At 63.0% G+C, this 16,246-nt stretch carries 16 protein-coding genes and 1 pseudogene; 5 read left to right on the plus strand and 12 right to left on the minus strand.

Annotated features, from left to right (window positions below):
* Window positions 1-49: 49 nt before the first annotated feature.
* The 3 genes from nosR to AC0KUR_RS09785 form a co-directional block, all read right to left on the minus strand.
* Window positions 50-1,462 carry a response regulator c-di-GMP phosphodiesterase, NosR family gene (nosR, locus tag AC0KUR_RS09775; protein ID WP_034191779.1) on the minus strand — a complete coding sequence of 471 codons (1,413 nt, stop codon included), beginning with the start codon at window positions 1,460-1,462 and terminating at the stop codon, window positions 50-52.
* Window positions 1,463-1,743: 281 nt separating this feature from the next.
* A complete protein-coding gene (locus tag AC0KUR_RS09780; protein ID WP_034191780.1) occupies window positions 1,744-2,181 on the minus strand; it encodes a tetratricopeptide repeat protein in 438 nt (145 codons plus the stop codon).
* 215 nt (window positions 2,182-2,396) lie between these two features.
* Window positions 2,397-3,005, minus strand: a complete 609-nt coding sequence (locus AC0KUR_RS09785; protein WP_473375790.1) for a short chain dehydrogenase — start codon at window positions 3,003-3,005, stop codon at window positions 2,397-2,399.
* 107 nt (window positions 3,006-3,112) lie between these two features.
* Between AC0KUR_RS09785 and AC0KUR_RS09790 the strand changes: the two genes are divergently transcribed.
* Window positions 3,113-4,006, plus strand: coding sequence for a LysR family transcriptional regulator (locus AC0KUR_RS09790; protein ID WP_473375791.1), 894 nt, complete (start codon window positions 3,113-3,115; stop codon window positions 4,004-4,006).
* A 41-nt stretch (window positions 4,007-4,047) separates the two neighbouring features.
* On the opposite strand, the gene AC0KUR_RS09795 is transcribed toward AC0KUR_RS09790, so the two are convergent.
* The 3 genes from AC0KUR_RS09795 to AC0KUR_RS09805 are packed head-to-tail and all read right to left on the minus strand — an operon-like array spanning window position 4,048 to window position 6,675.
* The gene (locus AC0KUR_RS09795) at window positions 4,048-4,509 is read right to left on the minus strand and encodes a chromate resistance protein ChrB domain-containing protein (RefSeq protein WP_034191783.1); all 462 of its coding nucleotides are present in this window, start codon (window positions 4,507-4,509) and stop codon (window positions 4,048-4,050) included.
* Window positions 4,510-4,523: 14 nt separating this feature from the next.
* Window positions 4,524-5,696 carry a chromate transporter gene (locus AC0KUR_RS09800; RefSeq protein ID WP_034191784.1) on the minus strand — a complete coding sequence of 391 codons (1,173 nt, stop codon included), beginning with the start codon at window positions 5,694-5,696 and terminating at the stop codon, window positions 4,524-4,526.
* A 16-nt stretch (window positions 5,697-5,712) separates the two neighbouring features.
* Window positions 5,713-6,675: a chromate resistance protein ChrB domain-containing protein gene (locus tag AC0KUR_RS09805; RefSeq protein WP_301741863.1), complete on the minus strand. Its 963-nt coding sequence runs from the start codon at window positions 6,673-6,675 to the stop codon at window positions 5,713-5,715.
* A gap of 334 nt (window positions 6,676-7,009) precedes the next feature.
* On the opposite strand from AC0KUR_RS09805, the gene pstS reads away from it, so the two are divergent.
* Entirely contained in the window at window positions 7,010-8,035 is a 1,026-nt protein-coding gene (gene pstS, locus AC0KUR_RS09810; RefSeq protein WP_175027723.1) for a phosphate ABC transporter substrate-binding protein PstS, read from the plus strand.
* Window positions 8,036-8,122: 87 nt separating this feature from the next.
* Window positions 8,123-8,692 carry a YdeI/OmpD-associated family protein gene (locus AC0KUR_RS09815; RefSeq protein WP_034191787.1) on the plus strand — a complete coding sequence of 190 codons (570 nt, stop codon included), beginning with the start codon at window positions 8,123-8,125 and terminating at the stop codon, window positions 8,690-8,692.
* Window positions 8,693-8,864: 172 nt separating this feature from the next.
* Here the strand turns inward: AC0KUR_RS09815 and AC0KUR_RS09820 are convergent, their stop codons facing one another.
* The 3 genes and pseudogenes from AC0KUR_RS09820 to AC0KUR_RS09830 all read right to left on the minus strand — a co-directional run.
* Complete coding sequence (locus AC0KUR_RS09820) at window positions 8,865-9,986, minus strand: ATP-binding protein (protein WP_473375792.1); 1,122 nt, start codon at window positions 9,984-9,986, stop codon at window positions 8,865-8,867.
* A gap of 165 nt (window positions 9,987-10,151) precedes the next feature.
* Entirely contained in the window at window positions 10,152-11,099 is a 948-nt protein-coding gene (locus AC0KUR_RS09825) for a ketopantoate reductase family protein (protein ID WP_473375793.1), read from the minus strand.
* Between the two features lie 10 nt (window positions 11,100-11,109).
* A pseudogene (locus AC0KUR_RS09830) lies at window positions 11,110-11,371 on the minus strand (aldehyde dehydrogenase family protein); the annotation flags it as partial.
* A gap of 164 nt (window positions 11,372-11,535) precedes the next feature.
* Here AC0KUR_RS09830 and AC0KUR_RS09835 point away from each other — a divergent pair.
* Window positions 11,536-11,754: a hypothetical protein gene (locus AC0KUR_RS09835; protein ID WP_473375794.1), complete on the plus strand. Its 219-nt coding sequence runs from the start codon at window positions 11,536-11,538 to the stop codon at window positions 11,752-11,754.
* A 23-nt stretch (window positions 11,755-11,777) separates the two neighbouring features.
* Here AC0KUR_RS09835 and AC0KUR_RS09840 read toward each other — a convergent pair whose 3' ends face one another.
* The 3 genes from AC0KUR_RS09840 to AC0KUR_RS09850 form a co-directional block, all read right to left on the minus strand.
* Entirely contained in the window at window positions 11,778-12,149 is a 372-nt protein-coding gene (locus AC0KUR_RS09840) for a sensor histidine kinase (protein ID WP_473375795.1), read from the minus strand.
* Window positions 12,121-12,339 carry a hypothetical protein gene (locus AC0KUR_RS09845; RefSeq protein ID WP_473375796.1) on the minus strand — a complete coding sequence of 73 codons (219 nt, stop codon included), beginning with the start codon at window positions 12,337-12,339 and terminating at the stop codon, window positions 12,121-12,123. Before AC0KUR_RS09845 ends, AC0KUR_RS09840 begins: the two co-directional genes overlap by 29 nt.
* Before the next feature lie 154 nt (window positions 12,340-12,493).
* The gene (locus AC0KUR_RS09850; protein WP_473375797.1) at window positions 12,494-13,384 is read right to left on the minus strand and encodes a LysR family transcriptional regulator; all 891 of its coding nucleotides are present in this window, start codon (window positions 13,382-13,384) and stop codon (window positions 12,494-12,496) included.
* Between the two features lie 187 nt (window positions 13,385-13,571).
* Between AC0KUR_RS09850 and acnA the strand changes: the two genes are divergently transcribed.
* Window positions 13,572-16,223, plus strand: coding sequence for an aconitate hydratase AcnA (acnA, locus tag AC0KUR_RS09855; protein WP_473375798.1), 2,652 nt, complete (start codon window positions 13,572-13,574; stop codon window positions 16,221-16,223).
* The last annotated feature ends 23 nt before the right edge of the window (window positions 16,224-16,246 follow it).

The following is a 16,246-nucleotide window of genomic DNA, read 5'->3' on the forward strand; positions in this document are numbered from 1 at the left end:
TTGTGGAAAACCATTGCGGGGGTGGAGGTGCGGCGGCCCCCCGCGACCGTCACGCCGGCGGCGCGCCTGCGTCGGGCGCCTGCGCCGACGCCGCCGGGCCGGCCAGCACGAGGATGTCGAACGGCGTCCCTTCGCGCGTCTCGAAGCGCCGCACGAGTTCGATCTGATGCGCGGACATCACGCTGCCCTTCGTCATCAGCAGCACGCCGCGATGCGTGCGCAGATCGTCGGCGAGCCGCATGCCTTCGCGCAGTTGCGCCGACCGGATCTCGGCGACGGATGCCGCGATGCCGAGACTCGCGGGGTCGCGCATCAGCTCGGTGAAGCGCTCGACCAGTAGCGGGTCGTAACGCACGCCGGCCTGCGAACGCAACACGTCGATCGCCTGCTCGATCGAATGCGGCGCGCCGATTTCGCCGTGGCGCAGCCCTTCGAAATCGCGGGCGATCGCCACGATCCGCGAGCCGGGCGGGATCGCTTCCCCGATCAGCCCGTCCGGCGTGCCGCGCCCGTTGAAGCGCTCGTACTGGTGCAGCACGATCGACGCGACCTTGTGCAATTGCGCGACGGGCGTCAGCACCATCTGCGCCCGCAACGGATGCTCGTGGAACAGCCGCTGCTCGTCCGTCGTCATCCGCGTGAGCGGCTTGTGCAGCAATTCGTCCGGCAGCGACAGCTTGCCGATGCCGTGCAGCAGCCCCGCGAAATAGACGTCCTGCGCGTGCAGCTCGCTCATCTGCGCCGCCAGCGCGAGCCGGCGCGCGATCTCGCCGACCCGCATCGCGTGGCCGCTGGCGGCGCCGCAACGCAGTTCGATCATGCTCGCGCAGACCTGCACCATCGCCGTGAAGCTGCTTTTCAGGTCGCGTTGCGCGGCCTCGAGAAACATCACGGTCTGGCCGAGCTCCTCGGTGCGCGCACGCACCTGCGTTTCGAGTTCCGTGTTGAACCGGCGCAGCGCGTCGTTCTGCGCTTCCGTCAGCGCGGCCAGCCGGGCCGCTTCGCGGCGCAAACTGCGCTGCTCCAACGCCTGCTCGATGGTCAGCAGCAGGTCGTGATCGTCCCACGGCTTGTTCAGGTAGCGGTACACGCCGCCTTCGTTGACGGCCTGCACGACCGACGCGATCTCCGCATAACCGGTCAGCAGGATGCGCATCGTGTCCGGGTACAACGCCCGTGCGCGCGCCAGAAATTCCGCGCCGCTCATGTGCGGCATCCGCATGTCGGACACGATCAGGTCGATCTCCGTCGACGCCAGGATCGCGAGTGCGGCCTCGCCGCTGTCGGCGGTCAGGACGTCGTAGCCGGTGGGACGAAGCACGCGCCTGAGCGCCGACAGCACGTTCGGCTCGTCGTCGACCAGCAGGATCGACGGGGCGCGTTCAGCGTCGCCGGAAGCCGCTGTTGCGTCGGGGGTTTCGGATGGCACGCCATTCACGCCGTTCGTTGCAGATGTCGTCACAATGGGCCTCGGATCGATTGTTCACGTCCTCTCTGCAACATCGGCCGGACTCGCGTTTTCCATATTGGTGGAAACGCTGATAGGTGCGTGCCGGTTTCCACCGACATGCATCCGGCGCTGCGCTACCTCCGTTGTCGAACCCGCTTCGCGCGCGGCGTAGACATCCCCTTCCGCTTCGTCGATACGTCAAAACCCGAGCGGGCGCCATCGGCTTCGATGAAGCGGCATGGCGTCGGGGGCGCGGGTCGGGCTCGTTGGCCGGGACTCGCGCCGCGCACCCGTCAAGGCACCTGGATCCCGTCCGCCCGCGTGGCCAGGAAGCGCAGGTACTTGTCGTCCTCGTCCTCGAAAAGCTCCGGCCCGCCGCCCATGTAGGCGCGCATCAGCTCGTCCGCCGCGCGGTCGAGATCACCGAGTTCGAACTGGCACTGACCGAGCCGCAGGTGCAGGAACGGGTTGCCGATCGCGTTGGGAAACCGCATCGCGTAGCCGAGATTGTCGCGTCCGGCCGCGTAGTCTTCCTGAAAAAAGTTCGCGTCGCCGATGGCGGCCATGAGCCAGGTGCCGGCTTCCCACTGGGTCTTGGGTTCGGGCAGCAGGTCGAACGCCTCCCGGTATTTCGCGAGCGCGCCTTCGAAATCCTCGTCCTCCGCCAGCGCGTCGCCGGCCTCGCTCAGCGCGCCGATCTGCTCGTAAAGTGCGTGGTCCAGTTCTGCCATGAGGGGTCCTTTTTTCCGGAAATCGAAGGGGCGTCGCGCGGCGAACGGGGCGCTGCCAGCGCGGTATCGGCCGCGCCATGCATCGTCGTGCCCGATTCGTTCGCCAGGCGCGTCAACAGTGACGCAGCATACCCGAGCGCGATGACGCGTGCGCTGCGGTTTCCGGTGTACCGGCCCGGCGCGTGCCGCAGGTGCCGACATGCGGGCCCGTCACTTCAATGACCGACCCGATAGATGCGACCGCTATGCACCCCCTCGACACTGCGGCGGTAGGCCAATGCCACGCGTGCCGCCGGCACGCCTTCGTAGCCGGGAAAGAATGGCCCGAACCGGTCCATGGATTCCGTCAGCACGGTCGGACTCACGGCATTGATGCGGAGCCCGCGTGGAAGATCGCATGCGGCGGCACGCACGAACCCTTCGATCGCGGCATTCGACGCTGCGGCATGGGTGCCCTGCGCGATCGGATCATCGACCGCGATGCCCGAGGTCAGCGTGATCGAGCCGCCGTCGCCCAGGAAATGCTGACCCATCAGCGCGACACGCACCTGACCGAGCAGTTTGTCCTGCAGGCCCTGATGGAATTCCTCCGCCGTCATCTCGTCGATGGGCGCCAGAATGACATTGCCCGCGGCGACCACGATGGCGTCGATGCGCCCGATCTGCTCGAACAGCGAACCCACGCTGTCGTCACGGGTGATATCGACCTGGCGGTCGCCACGGGTGCGGCCGACACGAATGATTTCGTGCTTGCCGTCACGCGCCAGTTCATCTGCCACGGAACGGCCGACGTCCCCGCCGGCACCGATTACGACGATCTTCATCGAACACTCCTTTTCGCGTTCAGGTGGAAACGTCGCCATTCTTCCCCGAACCGAAGAGCCCATAAATATGCTCTAATTTCCGACACTACTAACCTACAGTTCGCAATATGGACAGACTGCGTGCGATGGAAACCTTCGTTGCCGTCGTGGAGGGCGGCAACTTCACCGGGGCAGCACGGCGGCTGGCAATCTCGGCGGTCATGGTCGGCAAATATGTGCGCGAACTGGAGGAGCGCCTCGGCGCACGCCTGCTGGAGCGGACGACCCGACGCCAGAACCTGACCGATGCCGGCCGCGCGTTTTACGAAGACGCCAAGCGCGCGCTCGAACACATGCGGATCGCCGAAACGTCGGTCGAACGGCTGCGCGCGTCACCGTCCGGCACGTTGCGCATCAGCGCGCCGATCACCTTCGGCGCCTGTGTGATCGCGCCGCTGGCCGCGACGTTCCGGCAGCGGTATCCGCTCGTGCGTGTCGAACTGGAATTGAGCAATCGCAACGTCGACCTGATCGACGAGGGTTTTGATCTGGCGATCCGCATTGGCGACCTGGGCGATGCCGACCTGGTTGCCAAGCCGTTGACGCTGTATCGCATGGTGATCTGTGCGTCGCCGGACTATCTCGCCCGGTACGGGCGGCCGGAGACGCCGCAGGACCTGGCCGCGCATCACTGCCTGTCTCACACGGTATGGAACAGCCGTCACGGCTGGAAGCTCGGGGACCAGGACAGCCCGCACTTGTCCACGGAACCGGTATTCACGTGCAATGACGGCAACGGCCTGCGGATGGCCGCGATCGCAGGCGCGGGATTGTTGCTGCAACCGGAAGTCCTCGTGCGCCACGATCTGGCCAGCGGCGCGTTGGTACAGGTGCTGCAGGACCATTCACCGAGGCCGCATCCCGTTCATGTCGTGTATCGACACGACCGGCGGCCGCTGCCGAAGCTCACCCGCTTCGTTGCCCATTTGCTCGAGCAGGTGACGGAGCGCGAAGCGTCGTAGCATGCGTTTCCCGCCAGAAAGCATGCACGACAGCGGGTGCGTCACTCCGCCATCTTCGGCGGCCACGCATGGCTTTCGGCCTGACAATGCCTGCACCACGCATACAGTGCGTCGTACATGACCAGGCCATGCTCGAGCATGTCGTGATCGTCGGAAAACAGCGCCGACAGCCCGAGTGAAATCGCGTAGAGCCCGCTGGACTGCGGCGTCAGGTCGAGCCGCGACGTATCCGCGCCCCGCACGATGCGGGCCATCTGCTGCAGCGCCCGGTCGCCGGTCAGGCCGTACTTGTCGAGAAACGCGTCAAAGCTGCAGTACTCGCCGACATGCGTCAATTCCACGCCTGGAATGTCGTACGGGATCGCACCGGTCTCGCCGGCGATCCGCAACACGTCGCCCGGCGGTACGTAGAGGAACACCGGGCGCTCGTCGATGAAACGAACGATGAGCCAGGGACAGGCGACCCTGTCGATCTTGGGACGTTCTCGCGTAATCCACTGCATGACAGCCTCCCCGATCAGTGATGCAACAGCGGATACACCATCAAGCCAATCACGGCGGCCCCCGCCACGACCGCCGGCTCCGGCAGCTTCTTGAATCGGACCAGCAGCACGATCGTCGCCAGCGCCATCAATGCGGTGGGCACGTCGACGATCGAACGTCTGGCCAGCACGATCACCGAACCCGTGATCGCGCCCACGGCGGCTGCCGTCACACCGTCGACGAAGGCCAGAATGGCCGGCAGCTTGCCGTACTTCTTGAAGTACGGGGCCGGCAACACCGTGAACAGATAACACGGCAGGAACGTGCCGGCTGCCGCCACACATGCGCCTGGCAGGCCCGCCACCAGATAACCGATGAAGCCCACCGTGATGACGACCGGCCCCGGCGTGATCATCGCGACCGCAACCGCGTCGACGAACTGTTTCTCGTCGAGCCAATGGTGCTCCGTGACCACACCGCCATAGAGGAATGGCACGATGGCGAGGCCCGAGCCGAACACGAAGGCGCCGGCCTTGGCGAAGAAGGCGGCAAGTTGCGCAAGCTGCGGCCAGTCGGCGATACCCAGCCAGGCGCCGGTAGCCGATACCGGCAGCGCGACCATCGCATCGACGCGCCGCTGGCGCAACCAGCCGGGCGGCGAGCGCGTGAACCAGACGAGCAGGCCTGCCGCGAGAAACAGCCACGCCACTTCCGATTCGGTGATCACCGTCACGGCGACCAGCGTCAGATAGATCGCCCAAAGCAGCTTGTCGCGACCGATGCTCTTCGCGGTCAGCTTGCGTGCGCTGATCGCGATGATGCCGATCACCGCCGCGCCCACCCCGTAAAACACCGACTGCATCCACGTCAGACCGCCGAATCGGGTGTACGCATAACCGAGCAGCACAACCATCAGAAACGACGGCAGCACGAACGCGATCCCGACCATCGTCGCGCCGACGATGCGGTAGTGCACATAACCGAGATATATCGCCAGCTGCGCTGCGAGCGGACCAGGCGCGAGCTGCGCGAGCGCGAGGCCTTCCTTGTAGTCCGCGTCGGCGATCCATTTGCGGGTGTCCACGAGGTCCCGATGCATGTAGCCGGCGAGCGCAACCGGGCCGCCGAAGCCCGTCGCGCCAAGCCACGCGAAATAGATGATCAGCTGCCACAGCGTATAGGCGGGGCGATCGCGATGAATGTTCATGGGGCGAGCAGCAAGATCAAGGTTTCCGGGGGCCGCGGAAATGGGCGTACAGCGAATCGAGCACGGCACCCATCTCCGCCAGCAACGCATCGTCGCCGACAAGGCGCTTGCGGGCGCCGGCCAGAATGGCCTCGAAGCCGCCGGCTTCCGGCACGCTCGCCCCGCCCACGTCCAGCGCATGCACCATCGCCCCCAGCCGGACGAGCCCTTCGTTGTCGTCCAGTCCGAAACTGGCGACCAGGACCTCGAATGAAACGCGATCGCCCACATGCGTGAACGGAGCGCCGTCGAAATCGAAGCCAAGGGCATCGGCCGGGCATTCGGCGATGTTTTCCAGCCACACGAAGCGCGCATGCGGATCGATGAAGCGCTGAATCAGCCATGCGCTGGCGACGCGGTCCACCCACAGGTGACGCCGCGTCGCCCACACTTTCCCTTGATACCGGCCACGATCGCGCCGCGGAATGCCACCCTGGGCAGCACGCGGCTCGTCGGGGGATTTCACCGCTTCGATCGCAGCGGTGAAATCCCGCCATTGCGCACTGGCGCGCAGCGAGGTTTCGCCGGGAAAGAAATCGATGCTGCGAATGGCCTCATACGTGCGCGCGTGGCGACGGTGCAGACGATTGAGATCGGCTGCGGCGAGCTCGGGCAGTGTCTTGCGGTCCTCCGACAGCTCGGCGAGCCAGTCCGCGTAGTCGCCGCTGCGATCGAACAGCGCCTGGTACGCGTCCTCGTCGGACGCATCTTCCGGGCGGACCTGCAACAGCCAGGCTTGCCCCTCGCCCTTGCGCGCTTCGTCGGCCAGCTCGCGCAACTGCGCGGCCTGTTCGGCATGCGCCGGCAACAGGTAGGCACCGTCGCGCAGCGCGCCGCAGCCGAGCGTCTTGACGGTCCGCCAGATGCGCATCCGCGCAGTCGCGCCGGAGGTCGGCAGACTGACGATCAACAGGAGCCAGGGGGCAGGAATCGCATTCATGAGGGCAGCATAGTTTCCCGTCACGAAGACTGCAATCTTGTAGAGATCGCTACAACACTTCAGGCGCGTACCAGCCTCGTTCCTTCCGAATCGGTAGCTGCCGCCCCCAAACGGCCCCCGGGATGCCGATCGGTGCCCGCGCCTCGTCTCGACCCTCATCGGCATCATTCGGGCAGACAGCGGGGGCGTGACGACCATCGCTCTGCTGACGGCACGGGCCGGCAATGCGTCGCGGCCGGACTGGCGGCGGATGCCGTTGCGGAGAAGTTCGACGTGACCGAAACTGCACCCGAGCCGTTGCTCATTGCCATCGAAATCAGACAGGAGACGTTGCATGAACATCCGGATGTGGGCCCCCTGCGCCCTGGCCTTCGTTGCCATCACCGCTCACGCCGCCGACATCACGGGAGCCGGCAGCACATTTGCAGTCCCGGTTTACACGAAGTGGGCGGATGCCTATCGGAAGGCGGGCGGCGGCAAGGTCAACTACCAGGGCATCGGCTCGTCGGGCGGCCTGAAGCAGATCATCGCGAAGACGATCGATTTTGCCGGTTCGGACGCTCCGCTGAAGGATGAAGCGCTCGCGAAGGAAGGCCTGTTCCAGTTCCCGACGGTGGTCGGCGGCGTGGTGCCGGTCGTCAACGTGCCGGGCGTGAAGGCCGGTGAACTGACGCTGTCGGGCCCGGTGCTCGGCGACATCTACCTCGGCAAGATCAGGAAGTGGAACGACCCGGCGATCGCCGCGCTGAACCCGAAGGTCAAGCTGCCGGATACGGACATCGCCGTGGTTCGCCGCGCTGACGGTTCGGGCACCAGCTTCATCTGGACGAACTACCTGTCGAAGGTCAACGACGAGTGGAAGTCGAAGATCGGCGAAGGCACGGCGGTCAACTGGCCGACGGGCACGGGCGGCAAGGGCAACGACGGCGTCGCGGCCTTCGTGCAGCGCCTGCCGGGCGCGATCGGCTATGTCGAATGGGCGTATGCGAAGAAGAACAACATGGTCTACACGGCCCTGAAGAACTCGACGGGCACGGTGGTCGAGCCGAAAGCGGAAACGTTCAAGGCGGCCGCGGCCGGCGCGAACTGGTCGAAGTCGTTCTACCAGATCCTGACCAACCAGCCGGGCAAGGACGCATGGCCGGTCGTCGGCGCGACGTTCGTGCTGCTTTACGCGAAGCAGGAGAAGCCGGCACAGGGCGCGGAAACGCTGAAGTTCTTCGATTGGGCATTCCGCTCGGGCAGCCAGACTGCCACGGACCTCGACTACATCACGCTGCCTGATTCGGTCGTATCTGAAATCCGCACGCAGTGGAAGACAAAAATCAAGGATGCTTCCGGTAAGGCGCTCACGTATTGAGCGCACCCCGGACGGTGATGTCCGCGTCGACACTGCCGGACCGCGGACGCCTGCCCTGTACCGTACCCAACCATTCAGGATAACGACATGACCGAATGCGCGCTGACCTTTGCCAGTCAGGCCGAGTGGGAAAGCTGGCTGGAGCAGAACGGCGGCACCGCGACCGGCGCATGGCTGCGTCTGGCGAAACAAGGCGCGGGGCAGCGAACCGTCACCTACGGACAGGCGCTGGAAAGTGCGCTCTGCCATGGCTGGATCGACGGTCAAAAGCGGGCCGAGAGCGAGACATACTGGTTGCAACGCTTCACCCCGCGCACCGCCAAAAGCATCTGGTCCAAACTCAACAAAGACAGGGCGGAAGCGTTGATCGCCGCGGGCAGAATGCGCGCGCGCGGCATGGTCGAAATCGAGAAGGCCCGGCAGGACGGCCGATGGAAGGCCGCGTATACGTCGGCCGGCAACTCGATCGTGCCGGACGACCTGCAGGCGGCCCTGGACGCCAATCCGCGAGCCGGGAAGTTCTTTGCAACGCTGAGCAGCCGCAACCGCTATGCCATTCTGTTCCGGATACAGAATGCCAAAAAGCCGGAAACACGGGCGCGCAAGATCGGCGAATTCATCGACATGCTGAACCGGGGCGAAACCATTCATCCATAGATCTTGCGCTTCCGATGGAGGCTTTCCTGATGCGGGCATTTCATTCAATCTGCCCGGATGGTCTTGGCGGCCACGATGGAGTGCGGTGACGATCAGCGCCGCGCCCGCGATCCGGGCCGCTGTATCGAGCGATCGTTCCTGGCCGCGGATTCAATCGGTCGATCAACAGCAACTAGCTGCGGTATGGCAGATGTACAACGAACACCGTCTCGCTCGCGTCCGACCTTGCTTCAATGGTCCCGTCATGCGCAGACGCAATTTCACGCGCGATGAACAGGCCCAGGCCCATGCCGTCATCGCCCGGCGCGTTGTGCGATTTGCCGGGACCGCGTTGGAGCGGATTGAAGATTTTCGCCAGCGTCGACGGGTCGAGGGCAGGCCCATGGTTGCTCACTTCGATGCATACGCCCCCGTTCGCCCGCGCAACCGAAACGCCGACCGGTGCATCCTGGGCGCCGTACTTCAGTGCATTGAGTACGAGATTCCCGACCAGCTGCTGGATTCGCTGGCCATCCCAGTACCCCGACAAATTCGATTCGACGCTCAAGTCGATCTGCCGCCTGGGGTATGCGGCGCGAAGCTCTTCGATCATATCCGTGACGATATCGCTCAGATCGGAATCATGTGGATCGATTTTGATCCCCAATCCCAACTGCGTCCGATTGAAGTCACACAAGTCGTCCAATAAGGACCTCATTCTGGCGCCACTCTTTGCGAGTCGCGCAGCAGCGTCCGTCACCGTCTCGCCGGCATTCAGCGACGCGAGATACGACGCCGTCAGCAGGATCGTCTGCAAAGGCGTGCGCATGTCATGCCCGAGCATGCCGAGCAGCAGGTTACGCGCCCATTCCACTTGCGCATTGAAATGGGTGACCGATTCCGTCACGGCCTGATCGATCGCTTCGTTGAAGCGCACCATGTCGCCTATGTGAGGGGCATCCGGGAGACAGTCGTCTATCCACATCCGCAACAAGCTGGCGCGGAGCGCGCGGTACTCGGCGATCAATTGGTTGATGTCGAAGCCGCGCCCGGCGCGCGACTGAGCATGCGTTTGCGCGGGCGTATCGGCAGCATTGCCGTGCTCCTCAGCATGCCCTAACGACTTTTCCCGTTGTTGATCCCGCGTTTCCGGCGTCGAGATGTCTCTGACCAACGCCTCGAGAATTTTCCGGGCATCGTCGCGCAAGGCCATCGGCGACATGCCGTCGGCTGCGGGCATCAGGGTTCTGGCAAATGCCTCCCACTGAACCAGGATAGCTTCGATGTTATGTGTGATGAATTCAGACAAGCGCATGTCGTGTCCTCCGCGAAACGGGCGAACACCCGCGTTGCAGTCGACTGCGCAAGAGTTGAGCCTGAAGCATCGAGGGGATTCTTCTGGAGGATCGTACGTGCTGCTGGAAACTCGGAAGGTCGACGGACAATTCGACGACGCGCGTGGCGGCAACCGCCATGTGCTTCAATGTCGAGCCGTCGCTCCATCCGACTGGCGTGCACGAGCGTCGACGAGCCTGACGAGGCACGCTAGGCTGTTCGTATACGGCACTTCTACACCGACCTTGCGAGCAGCCTCGACTACGGCGCCATTGATTGCTTCAATCTCGGTACGCCGCCCGGCCAGCACGTCCTGCAGCATCGATGGCCGATGCGTACGATGATGGGCGAGCGCATCGCGCACGTTCGACACCACGTGCTCTTCGGTTGCCGAAATACCGAGCGCACGGGCGACGGCCATCACCTCCGCAACGATCTTCAGCGCCAATTCTTCACCGTCAGGGGTACTCGTCAACTCGCCGACCATGCATTGCGTCACGGCACACAGGCTGTTGAGGGCGGCGTTAAATGCAACCTTCTCCCAAATCGCGGCCCAGACGTCGGGATCGACATGGCACGAGAGGCCGGCGTCGTTCAAGGCCTGCACGGTCTGTTCGAGCGCGCTCGTATGCGCGCCGTTCACGTTCATCAGTCGAATCGTGCCCTGGCCATGCGAGCGGACGGCCCCAGGCTCCGACTTGTCGGCTGGCCACGTGGTCACGCCGACCATGACCCGGTCGGGCGATACGGATCGGGCGAGCCGTTCGGCGTTCCCCAGGCCGTTCTGCAAAGACAGGATGACGGTGTCAGAGCCGAGTACTGCGCTTGCGGCAGCGAGTGCGGCGGTCGTATGCATCGTCTTCGTGAAAACGATGACGAGGTCGACGGGCTTGCTGGCCTCCTCCGGCCTCAGCGCGACGAGATTGCGCACAACTTGCTCGCCCGAATCGGTCGACAGCCGCAGGCCGTGGGCGCGAATCGAGGCAAGATGAGCCTCGTCGATATCGAGCAGGCTGACCGAATGACCTGCCAGCGCGAGGCGGCCGCCAAAGAACGAACCCATCGCACCGGCGCCCAGAATGGCGATCTGCATGGCATGCTCCTCAGAACGGATAGTGGCGGGGGGGGCTGCAGGGCGATCCACCGCAAGTCGATAAATTCCGCGCGGCCGCCGAATCGCCCGAAGCCGCTGTCCTTGGCGCCGCCGAACGGCATTTGAGCTCCGTCGTATACCACCGGCCCATCGATACGGCAGATTCCGGATTCGATGCGCCGGGCAACGTTCATCGCGCGTGCGCTGTCCCGACCAAACACGGCCGCCGCGAGACCGTAGCGGTTGTCGTTTGCGCAAGCGATCACCGCATCGCGTACTGTCATGCCCTGCGCATTGCCGGCTTGATGGCCTTGTGGCGGAACGCTGTACGCCATTGGAATCTCCTATTGTTCAGTACGGTTCTGGTGAACGCATTATCTAAACATCCGGCAGAATCCGGAATTGCCGATTTCGCCCAAAGGCATTACCTTCAGGCATGACTTTCAATCGCCAGCAGCTTCGCGCTTTCATCACGACCGCCTCTGTCTGCAGTCTCGGATGCGCGGCCGAGACCTTGCAAACGGACCTTGATGCGCGGGTCGACCAGTACAACAATGAACGAGCGCATCAGGGGCGCTGGTGTTACGGCAAGGCATCGATGCGCACTTTCCTCGATTCACTCGAGCTTGCCAAGGAGAAACTCACCCCCCATTGATGCCTCGTTCTTTGTCGATCCGACTACCTGTCAGATCGAGTCCCGGCTAATACAACTAACGATTGGTTGACGGCTGCCCCATGGTTGCTCATCTCGATGCATACGCCCCCGTTCGCCCGTGCAACAGAAACGCCGACCGGTGCATCCTGGGCGCCGTACTTCAGTGCGTTGAGCACGAGATTCCCGACCAGTTGCTGGATTCGCTGACCATCCCAGCGTCCCGACAAATTCGATTCGACGTTCGAGTCGATCTGCCGCCTGGGGTACGCGACACGAAGCTCTTCGACCATATCGGTGACGATGTCGCTCGCATCGGAATCGTGCGGATCGATTTTGATCCCCAATCCCAATTGCGTCCGATTGAAGTCACACAAGTCGTCCAGCAGCGATCGCATCCTGGTGCCACTCCTTGCGAGTCGCGCTGCGGGCATTCGCCACCGTCTCGCCGGCATTCAGCGATGCGAGATACGACGCCGTCAGCAGGATCGTCTGCAAAGGCGTGCGCATGTCATGCCCGAGCATGCCGAGCAGCAGGTTACGCGCCCATTCCACTTGCGCGTTGAGATGGGTGACCGATTCCGTCACGGCCTGATCGATCGCTTCGGATACTGAATGTCGCATTCGTGCACCCAACGGCCGTGCGCAGAGATGGCGGAGACAGATAGACCCTTTGTCCTCTCAGCAGTGACGCTGGCGGCGTGCTGCGCCCTGGAGGCACGGCGGAATGATTTCCTCGCGGCTACCGAACCGTCTTCTTCCGCACCAGATCGACAAAGTTCCGGGCCGCGGGCGAAATCCCGTTCACTCGATGTACCAAGCCCAGACTTGCCGTCAGTTGCCCGCCTTGCAGCGCGAGATAACGGACGTCGTCCGCCCGGCTTTTGCGCATGCAGGAGGGCACGATTGAAATGCCCAGACCGCCAGCGACCAGATTGATCGTCGACGAAATCTGGGGGGCAAACTGCACGACCTTGGGACTGAAGCCGGCTGCCTCGCACGCCGACAGTACCTTCTCCGGGAGACCGGAGCGCGTGGTCCGCGCGTAAAGCACGAACAGTTCGTCGCGTAATTCGGCGAGCCGCACAGACTTGCGCTTGCCGAGCGGATGCCCCCTGGGAACCGCGACCACCATCGGTTCGGTCGACATCAGCAAAAACGCAACTGCGTCATCCTCGTCGACCGGCGGACGAACGAAGGCCAGATCGAGGCGTTCTTGCCTCAAGGCGTCCATCAACGGCCCCGTGCGATGTTCTTCCAGTGAAATTTCGACGTGCGGATAGAGGCTCCGGTATTCGTGTAGCGCCCAGGTCACCTCTTCGCGATACGACGCCGACTCGGTAAAGCCGATAGCCAGACGCCCAACTTTCCCCTGTGCGCTCAGCTGGCATCGCAGCCCCGCTTTCTTGACCTGCTCGAGGATTGCGCGCGCCTCCTCCAGATAAACCTTCCCGGGGACCGTCAGACTCACACGCCCCGGTTGGCGGTCGAACAATTGCACCCCCAGATCACGCTCGAGTGCTTTGATCTGCGACGTCAATGGCGGCTGTGCAATACCGATGCGCTGCGCCGCGCGTGTGAAGTGCAGTTCCTCTGCGACCACGACGAAGTACCGCAAATGCCTGAGATCCATACATTAAACGTATCGGGACTGCGACTTCAATATATTAGACGCGCTATCCGCGATTGCATAGACTTTGTTCATTCCTTGGCCCCTGCATCGCGTGCCCCTTCAATCGCAAATCGTACTGTCATGCCAACGCGACGATCTCGTCATGGCTGGTCGATGGTCAGGTTTGCTTGACGATTCTCATCCAGACATGAACTTTCAATCCAACGACGCCCTCAAACCGCTTCTCGCAGACGGTCTGCCTGCGAGCCAGTTCTATTCTCTGGCCGTGCTCGAAGAGCGAGGTTTCGGCAAGATCTCGCGATTGCCACATTCGATCCGCATCATCCTGGAAGCGCTTCTGCGCAATCTCGACGGCATCAGCGTGCAGGAGCACCATCTCCGCGAGCTGGCCGCGTGGCGACCGAACGCAACCCGGGAGACGGAGATACCGTTTGTCGTGGCACGCATCGCGGCGCCTGATTCGTCCGGTGTGCCGTTGCTCGCTGATCTCGCCGCGATGCGCGAAGCGGCAGCACAATTCGACGTCGATCCTGCCGATATCGAGCCGCAAATACCCGTCGACCTCGTTGTCGATCATTCAATTTCCGTCGAGCATGCGGGAAGCGCCGACGCGCTGCGCAAAAACATGAGGGTCGAGTATCAACGTAACACCGAACGCTACACGTTTCTCAAATGGGCTGCCAACGCATTCAAGTCGTTCCGGATTTTTCCGCCCGGCACCGGCATCATCCATCAGGTCAATCTGGAATGGCTCGCACGCGGCGTCCATCAAAAGGACGGGGTCACGTACTTCGATTCGCTCGTGGGTACCGACAGCCACACCCCGATGGTGAACGGAATCGGTGTGATCGGTTGGGGCGTTGGCGGCATCGAAGCTGAAGCGGCCATGCTTGGCCAGCCGGTCACGTTGGTGGTTCCCGATGTGATCGGTGTGGAACTCATCGGTACGCCGGGTCCCGGCATCATGGCGACCGATATCGTCCTGACCGTCGTCGAAGCGCTGCGCGCCAGAAAGGTTGTCGGAAAATTCGTCGAGTTCTTTGGAGAAGGTGCAACGGGTCTCTCGGCGCCCGATCGATCGACGATCGCGAACATGGCGCCGGAATATGGCGCGACCGTCGCTTTTTTCACCGTCGACGAAAAAACCCTCGACTTTCTCAAGTCCGTCGGCCGAAGCGACACCGAGCTTGCCGCATTGAAGCGTTATTTCGAAGCCCAACAGATGTTTGGTATTCCAAAGCGCGGTGATATCGACTACACCGATACGGTGACGATCGACTTGTCCGCGGTTGTGCCGAGCGTCGCGGGACCTTCGCGTCCGCAAGACCGCATTCCGTTATCGACACTGAAAAGCAAGGTCCGCGAAATGCTGCCATCAACAGCCCGCGAAACCGGCAAGCTGAGTCACGGTGACATCGTGCTGGCAGCGATCACATCGTGCACCAACACGTCGAACTCGAATCTGATGCTTGCGGCTGGCGTTCTCGCGAAAAAGGCCGTTGCACATGGCCTGAAGACCGCGTCTCATGTGAAGACGTCTTTTACGCCCGGCTCGCGAGTGGTAAGCGCATATCTGAGGGCAGCCGGTCTGGAACAGTATCTCGACGCTCTCGGCTTTCAGGCCGTGGGCTATGGTTGCGCGACATGCATGGGGAATTCGGGTCCGCTGGCACCGGAAATACTCGAACAGATCGACGCTGACAATCTGAACGTTGCGGCCGTGCTGTCCGGCAACCGCAACTTTGAAGCGCGCATTCATCAGGCGATCAAGGCCAACTTTCTCATGAGCCCGCCGCTGGTCGTCGCCTTCGCCATTGCCGGCCGCAGTGATTTTGATCCTGAAAGCGAGCCACTGGGCCGAGGCGCGAATGGTGAATACGTGTATCTGCGTGATGTGTGGCCCACATCTGCCGAGCTCGCTGCCGTTTCGCCGTATGCCCAAAACCCTCGCAACGTGCCGGATATCTATCGGACTACTGCGGAAACGCAATTGTGGGACGCGCTGCCCGCGCCGGAAGGCGACGTGTTCACATGGACTGCCGGTTCGACGTATCTCAAACGCCCGCCGTTTTTCGACGGTGTGACGCCCGATCTGCCCCACTTGCCGGACATTCGGGGCGCGCGGGCGCTTGCGATCCTCGGCGATTCAGTGACGACCGATCACATCAACCCGGGGGGCGCTATTCCACCGGAATCCGAGTCGGGAAAATTCCTCCAGTTCCTCGGCGTCACGCCGCGTGACTTTAACAGCTACATTTCGCGCCGTGCCCACGATCAGGTGATGGTACGCAGCAGCTTCGCCAATGTCCGTCTGCGCAATATGATGGCTGACGGCGAGGAAGGAAGCGTAACGCGACATCAGCCGGATGGCCGGCGCATGAGCATTTTCGAGGCGGCGACGCGCTACAACTCGGACGGCGTGCCCATGATCGTGTTCGCTGGAGAAGAATATGGCAACGGATCCAGTCGTGACTGGGCAGCCAAAGGGCCGCGCCTGCTCGGCGTTCGCGCAGTGATCGCGCGCAGTTTCGAACGCATCCATCGCAACAATCTGGTCGGCATGGGCGTTCTTCCGCTTGAGTTTCCGGACGGCGTGAGCGCGCAAACACTGCATCTGTCCGGCGACGAGTGGTTCGACGTGTGTGCGGATATGAATACTTTACGCATGCGGCAAACCGTCGAAATGGTGATTCACCGAAGCAATGGAGAAACCGAAACCGTGTCGCTGCTGGCGCGCCTTGACTCGGCGATCGAAGAGACTTACTTCCGTCACGGCGGAATTCTCCCCTTCGTCCTGCGTGAACGACTGACGAGATTCAGTGCCGGGCAGGCTACCTGACCCTGCGACATCCGCATGCCACT

The sequence above is a fragment of the Burkholderia sp. YHN3-13 genome (assembly GCF_055810675.1).

Bases quoted from the DNA above. Each gene is read 5' to 3' on its own strand.
- AC0KUR_RS09785 (WP_473375790.1), bottom strand. From the start codon at position 3,005: ATGAAGATCGTCGTAATCGGTGCCGGCGGGGACGTCGGCCGTTCCGTG.
- pstS (WP_175027723.1), top strand. From the start codon at position 7,010: ATGAACATCCGGATGTGGGCCCCCTGCGCCCTGGCCTTCGTTGCCATC.
- acnA (WP_473375798.1), top strand. From the start codon at position 13,572: ATGAACTTTCAATCCAACGACGCCCTCAAACCGCTTCTCGCAGACGGT.
- AC0KUR_RS09835 (WP_473375794.1), top strand. From the start codon at position 11,536: ATGACTTTCAATCGCCAGCAGCTTCGCGCTTTCATCACGACCGCCTCT.
- AC0KUR_RS09790 (WP_473375791.1), top strand. From the start codon at position 3,113: ATGGACAGACTGCGTGCGATGGAAACCTTCGTTGCCGTCGTGGAGGGC.
- AC0KUR_RS09840 (WP_473375795.1), bottom strand. From the start codon at position 12,149: ATGCGATCGCTGCTGGACGACTTGTGTGACTTCAATCGGACGCAATTG.
- AC0KUR_RS09825 (WP_473375793.1), bottom strand. From the start codon at position 11,099: ATGCAGATCGCCATTCTGGGCGCCGGTGCGATGGGTTCGTTCTTTGGC.
- AC0KUR_RS09815 (WP_034191787.1), top strand. From the start codon at position 8,123: ATGACCGAATGCGCGCTGACCTTTGCCAGTCAGGCCGAGTGGGAAAGC.
- AC0KUR_RS09795 (WP_034191783.1), bottom strand. From the start codon at position 4,509: ATGCAGTGGATTACGCGAGAACGTCCCAAGATCGACAGGGTCGCCTGT.
- AC0KUR_RS09780 (WP_034191780.1), bottom strand. From the start codon at position 2,181: ATGGCAGAACTGGACCACGCACTTTACGAGCAGATCGGCGCGCTGAGC.
- AC0KUR_RS09850 (WP_473375797.1), bottom strand. From the start codon at position 13,384: ATGGATCTCAGGCATTTGCGGTACTTCGTCGTGGTCGCAGAGGAACTG.
- AC0KUR_RS09800 (WP_034191784.1), bottom strand. From the start codon at position 5,696: ATGAACATTCATCGCGATCGCCCCGCCTATACGCTGTGGCAGCTGATC.
- AC0KUR_RS09805 (WP_301741863.1), bottom strand. From the start codon at position 6,675: ATGAATGCGATTCCTGCCCCCTGGCTCCTGTTGATCGTCAGTCTGCCG.
- AC0KUR_RS09820 (WP_473375792.1), bottom strand. From the start codon at position 9,986: ATGCGCTTGTCTGAATTCATCACACATAACATCGAAGCTATCCTGGTT.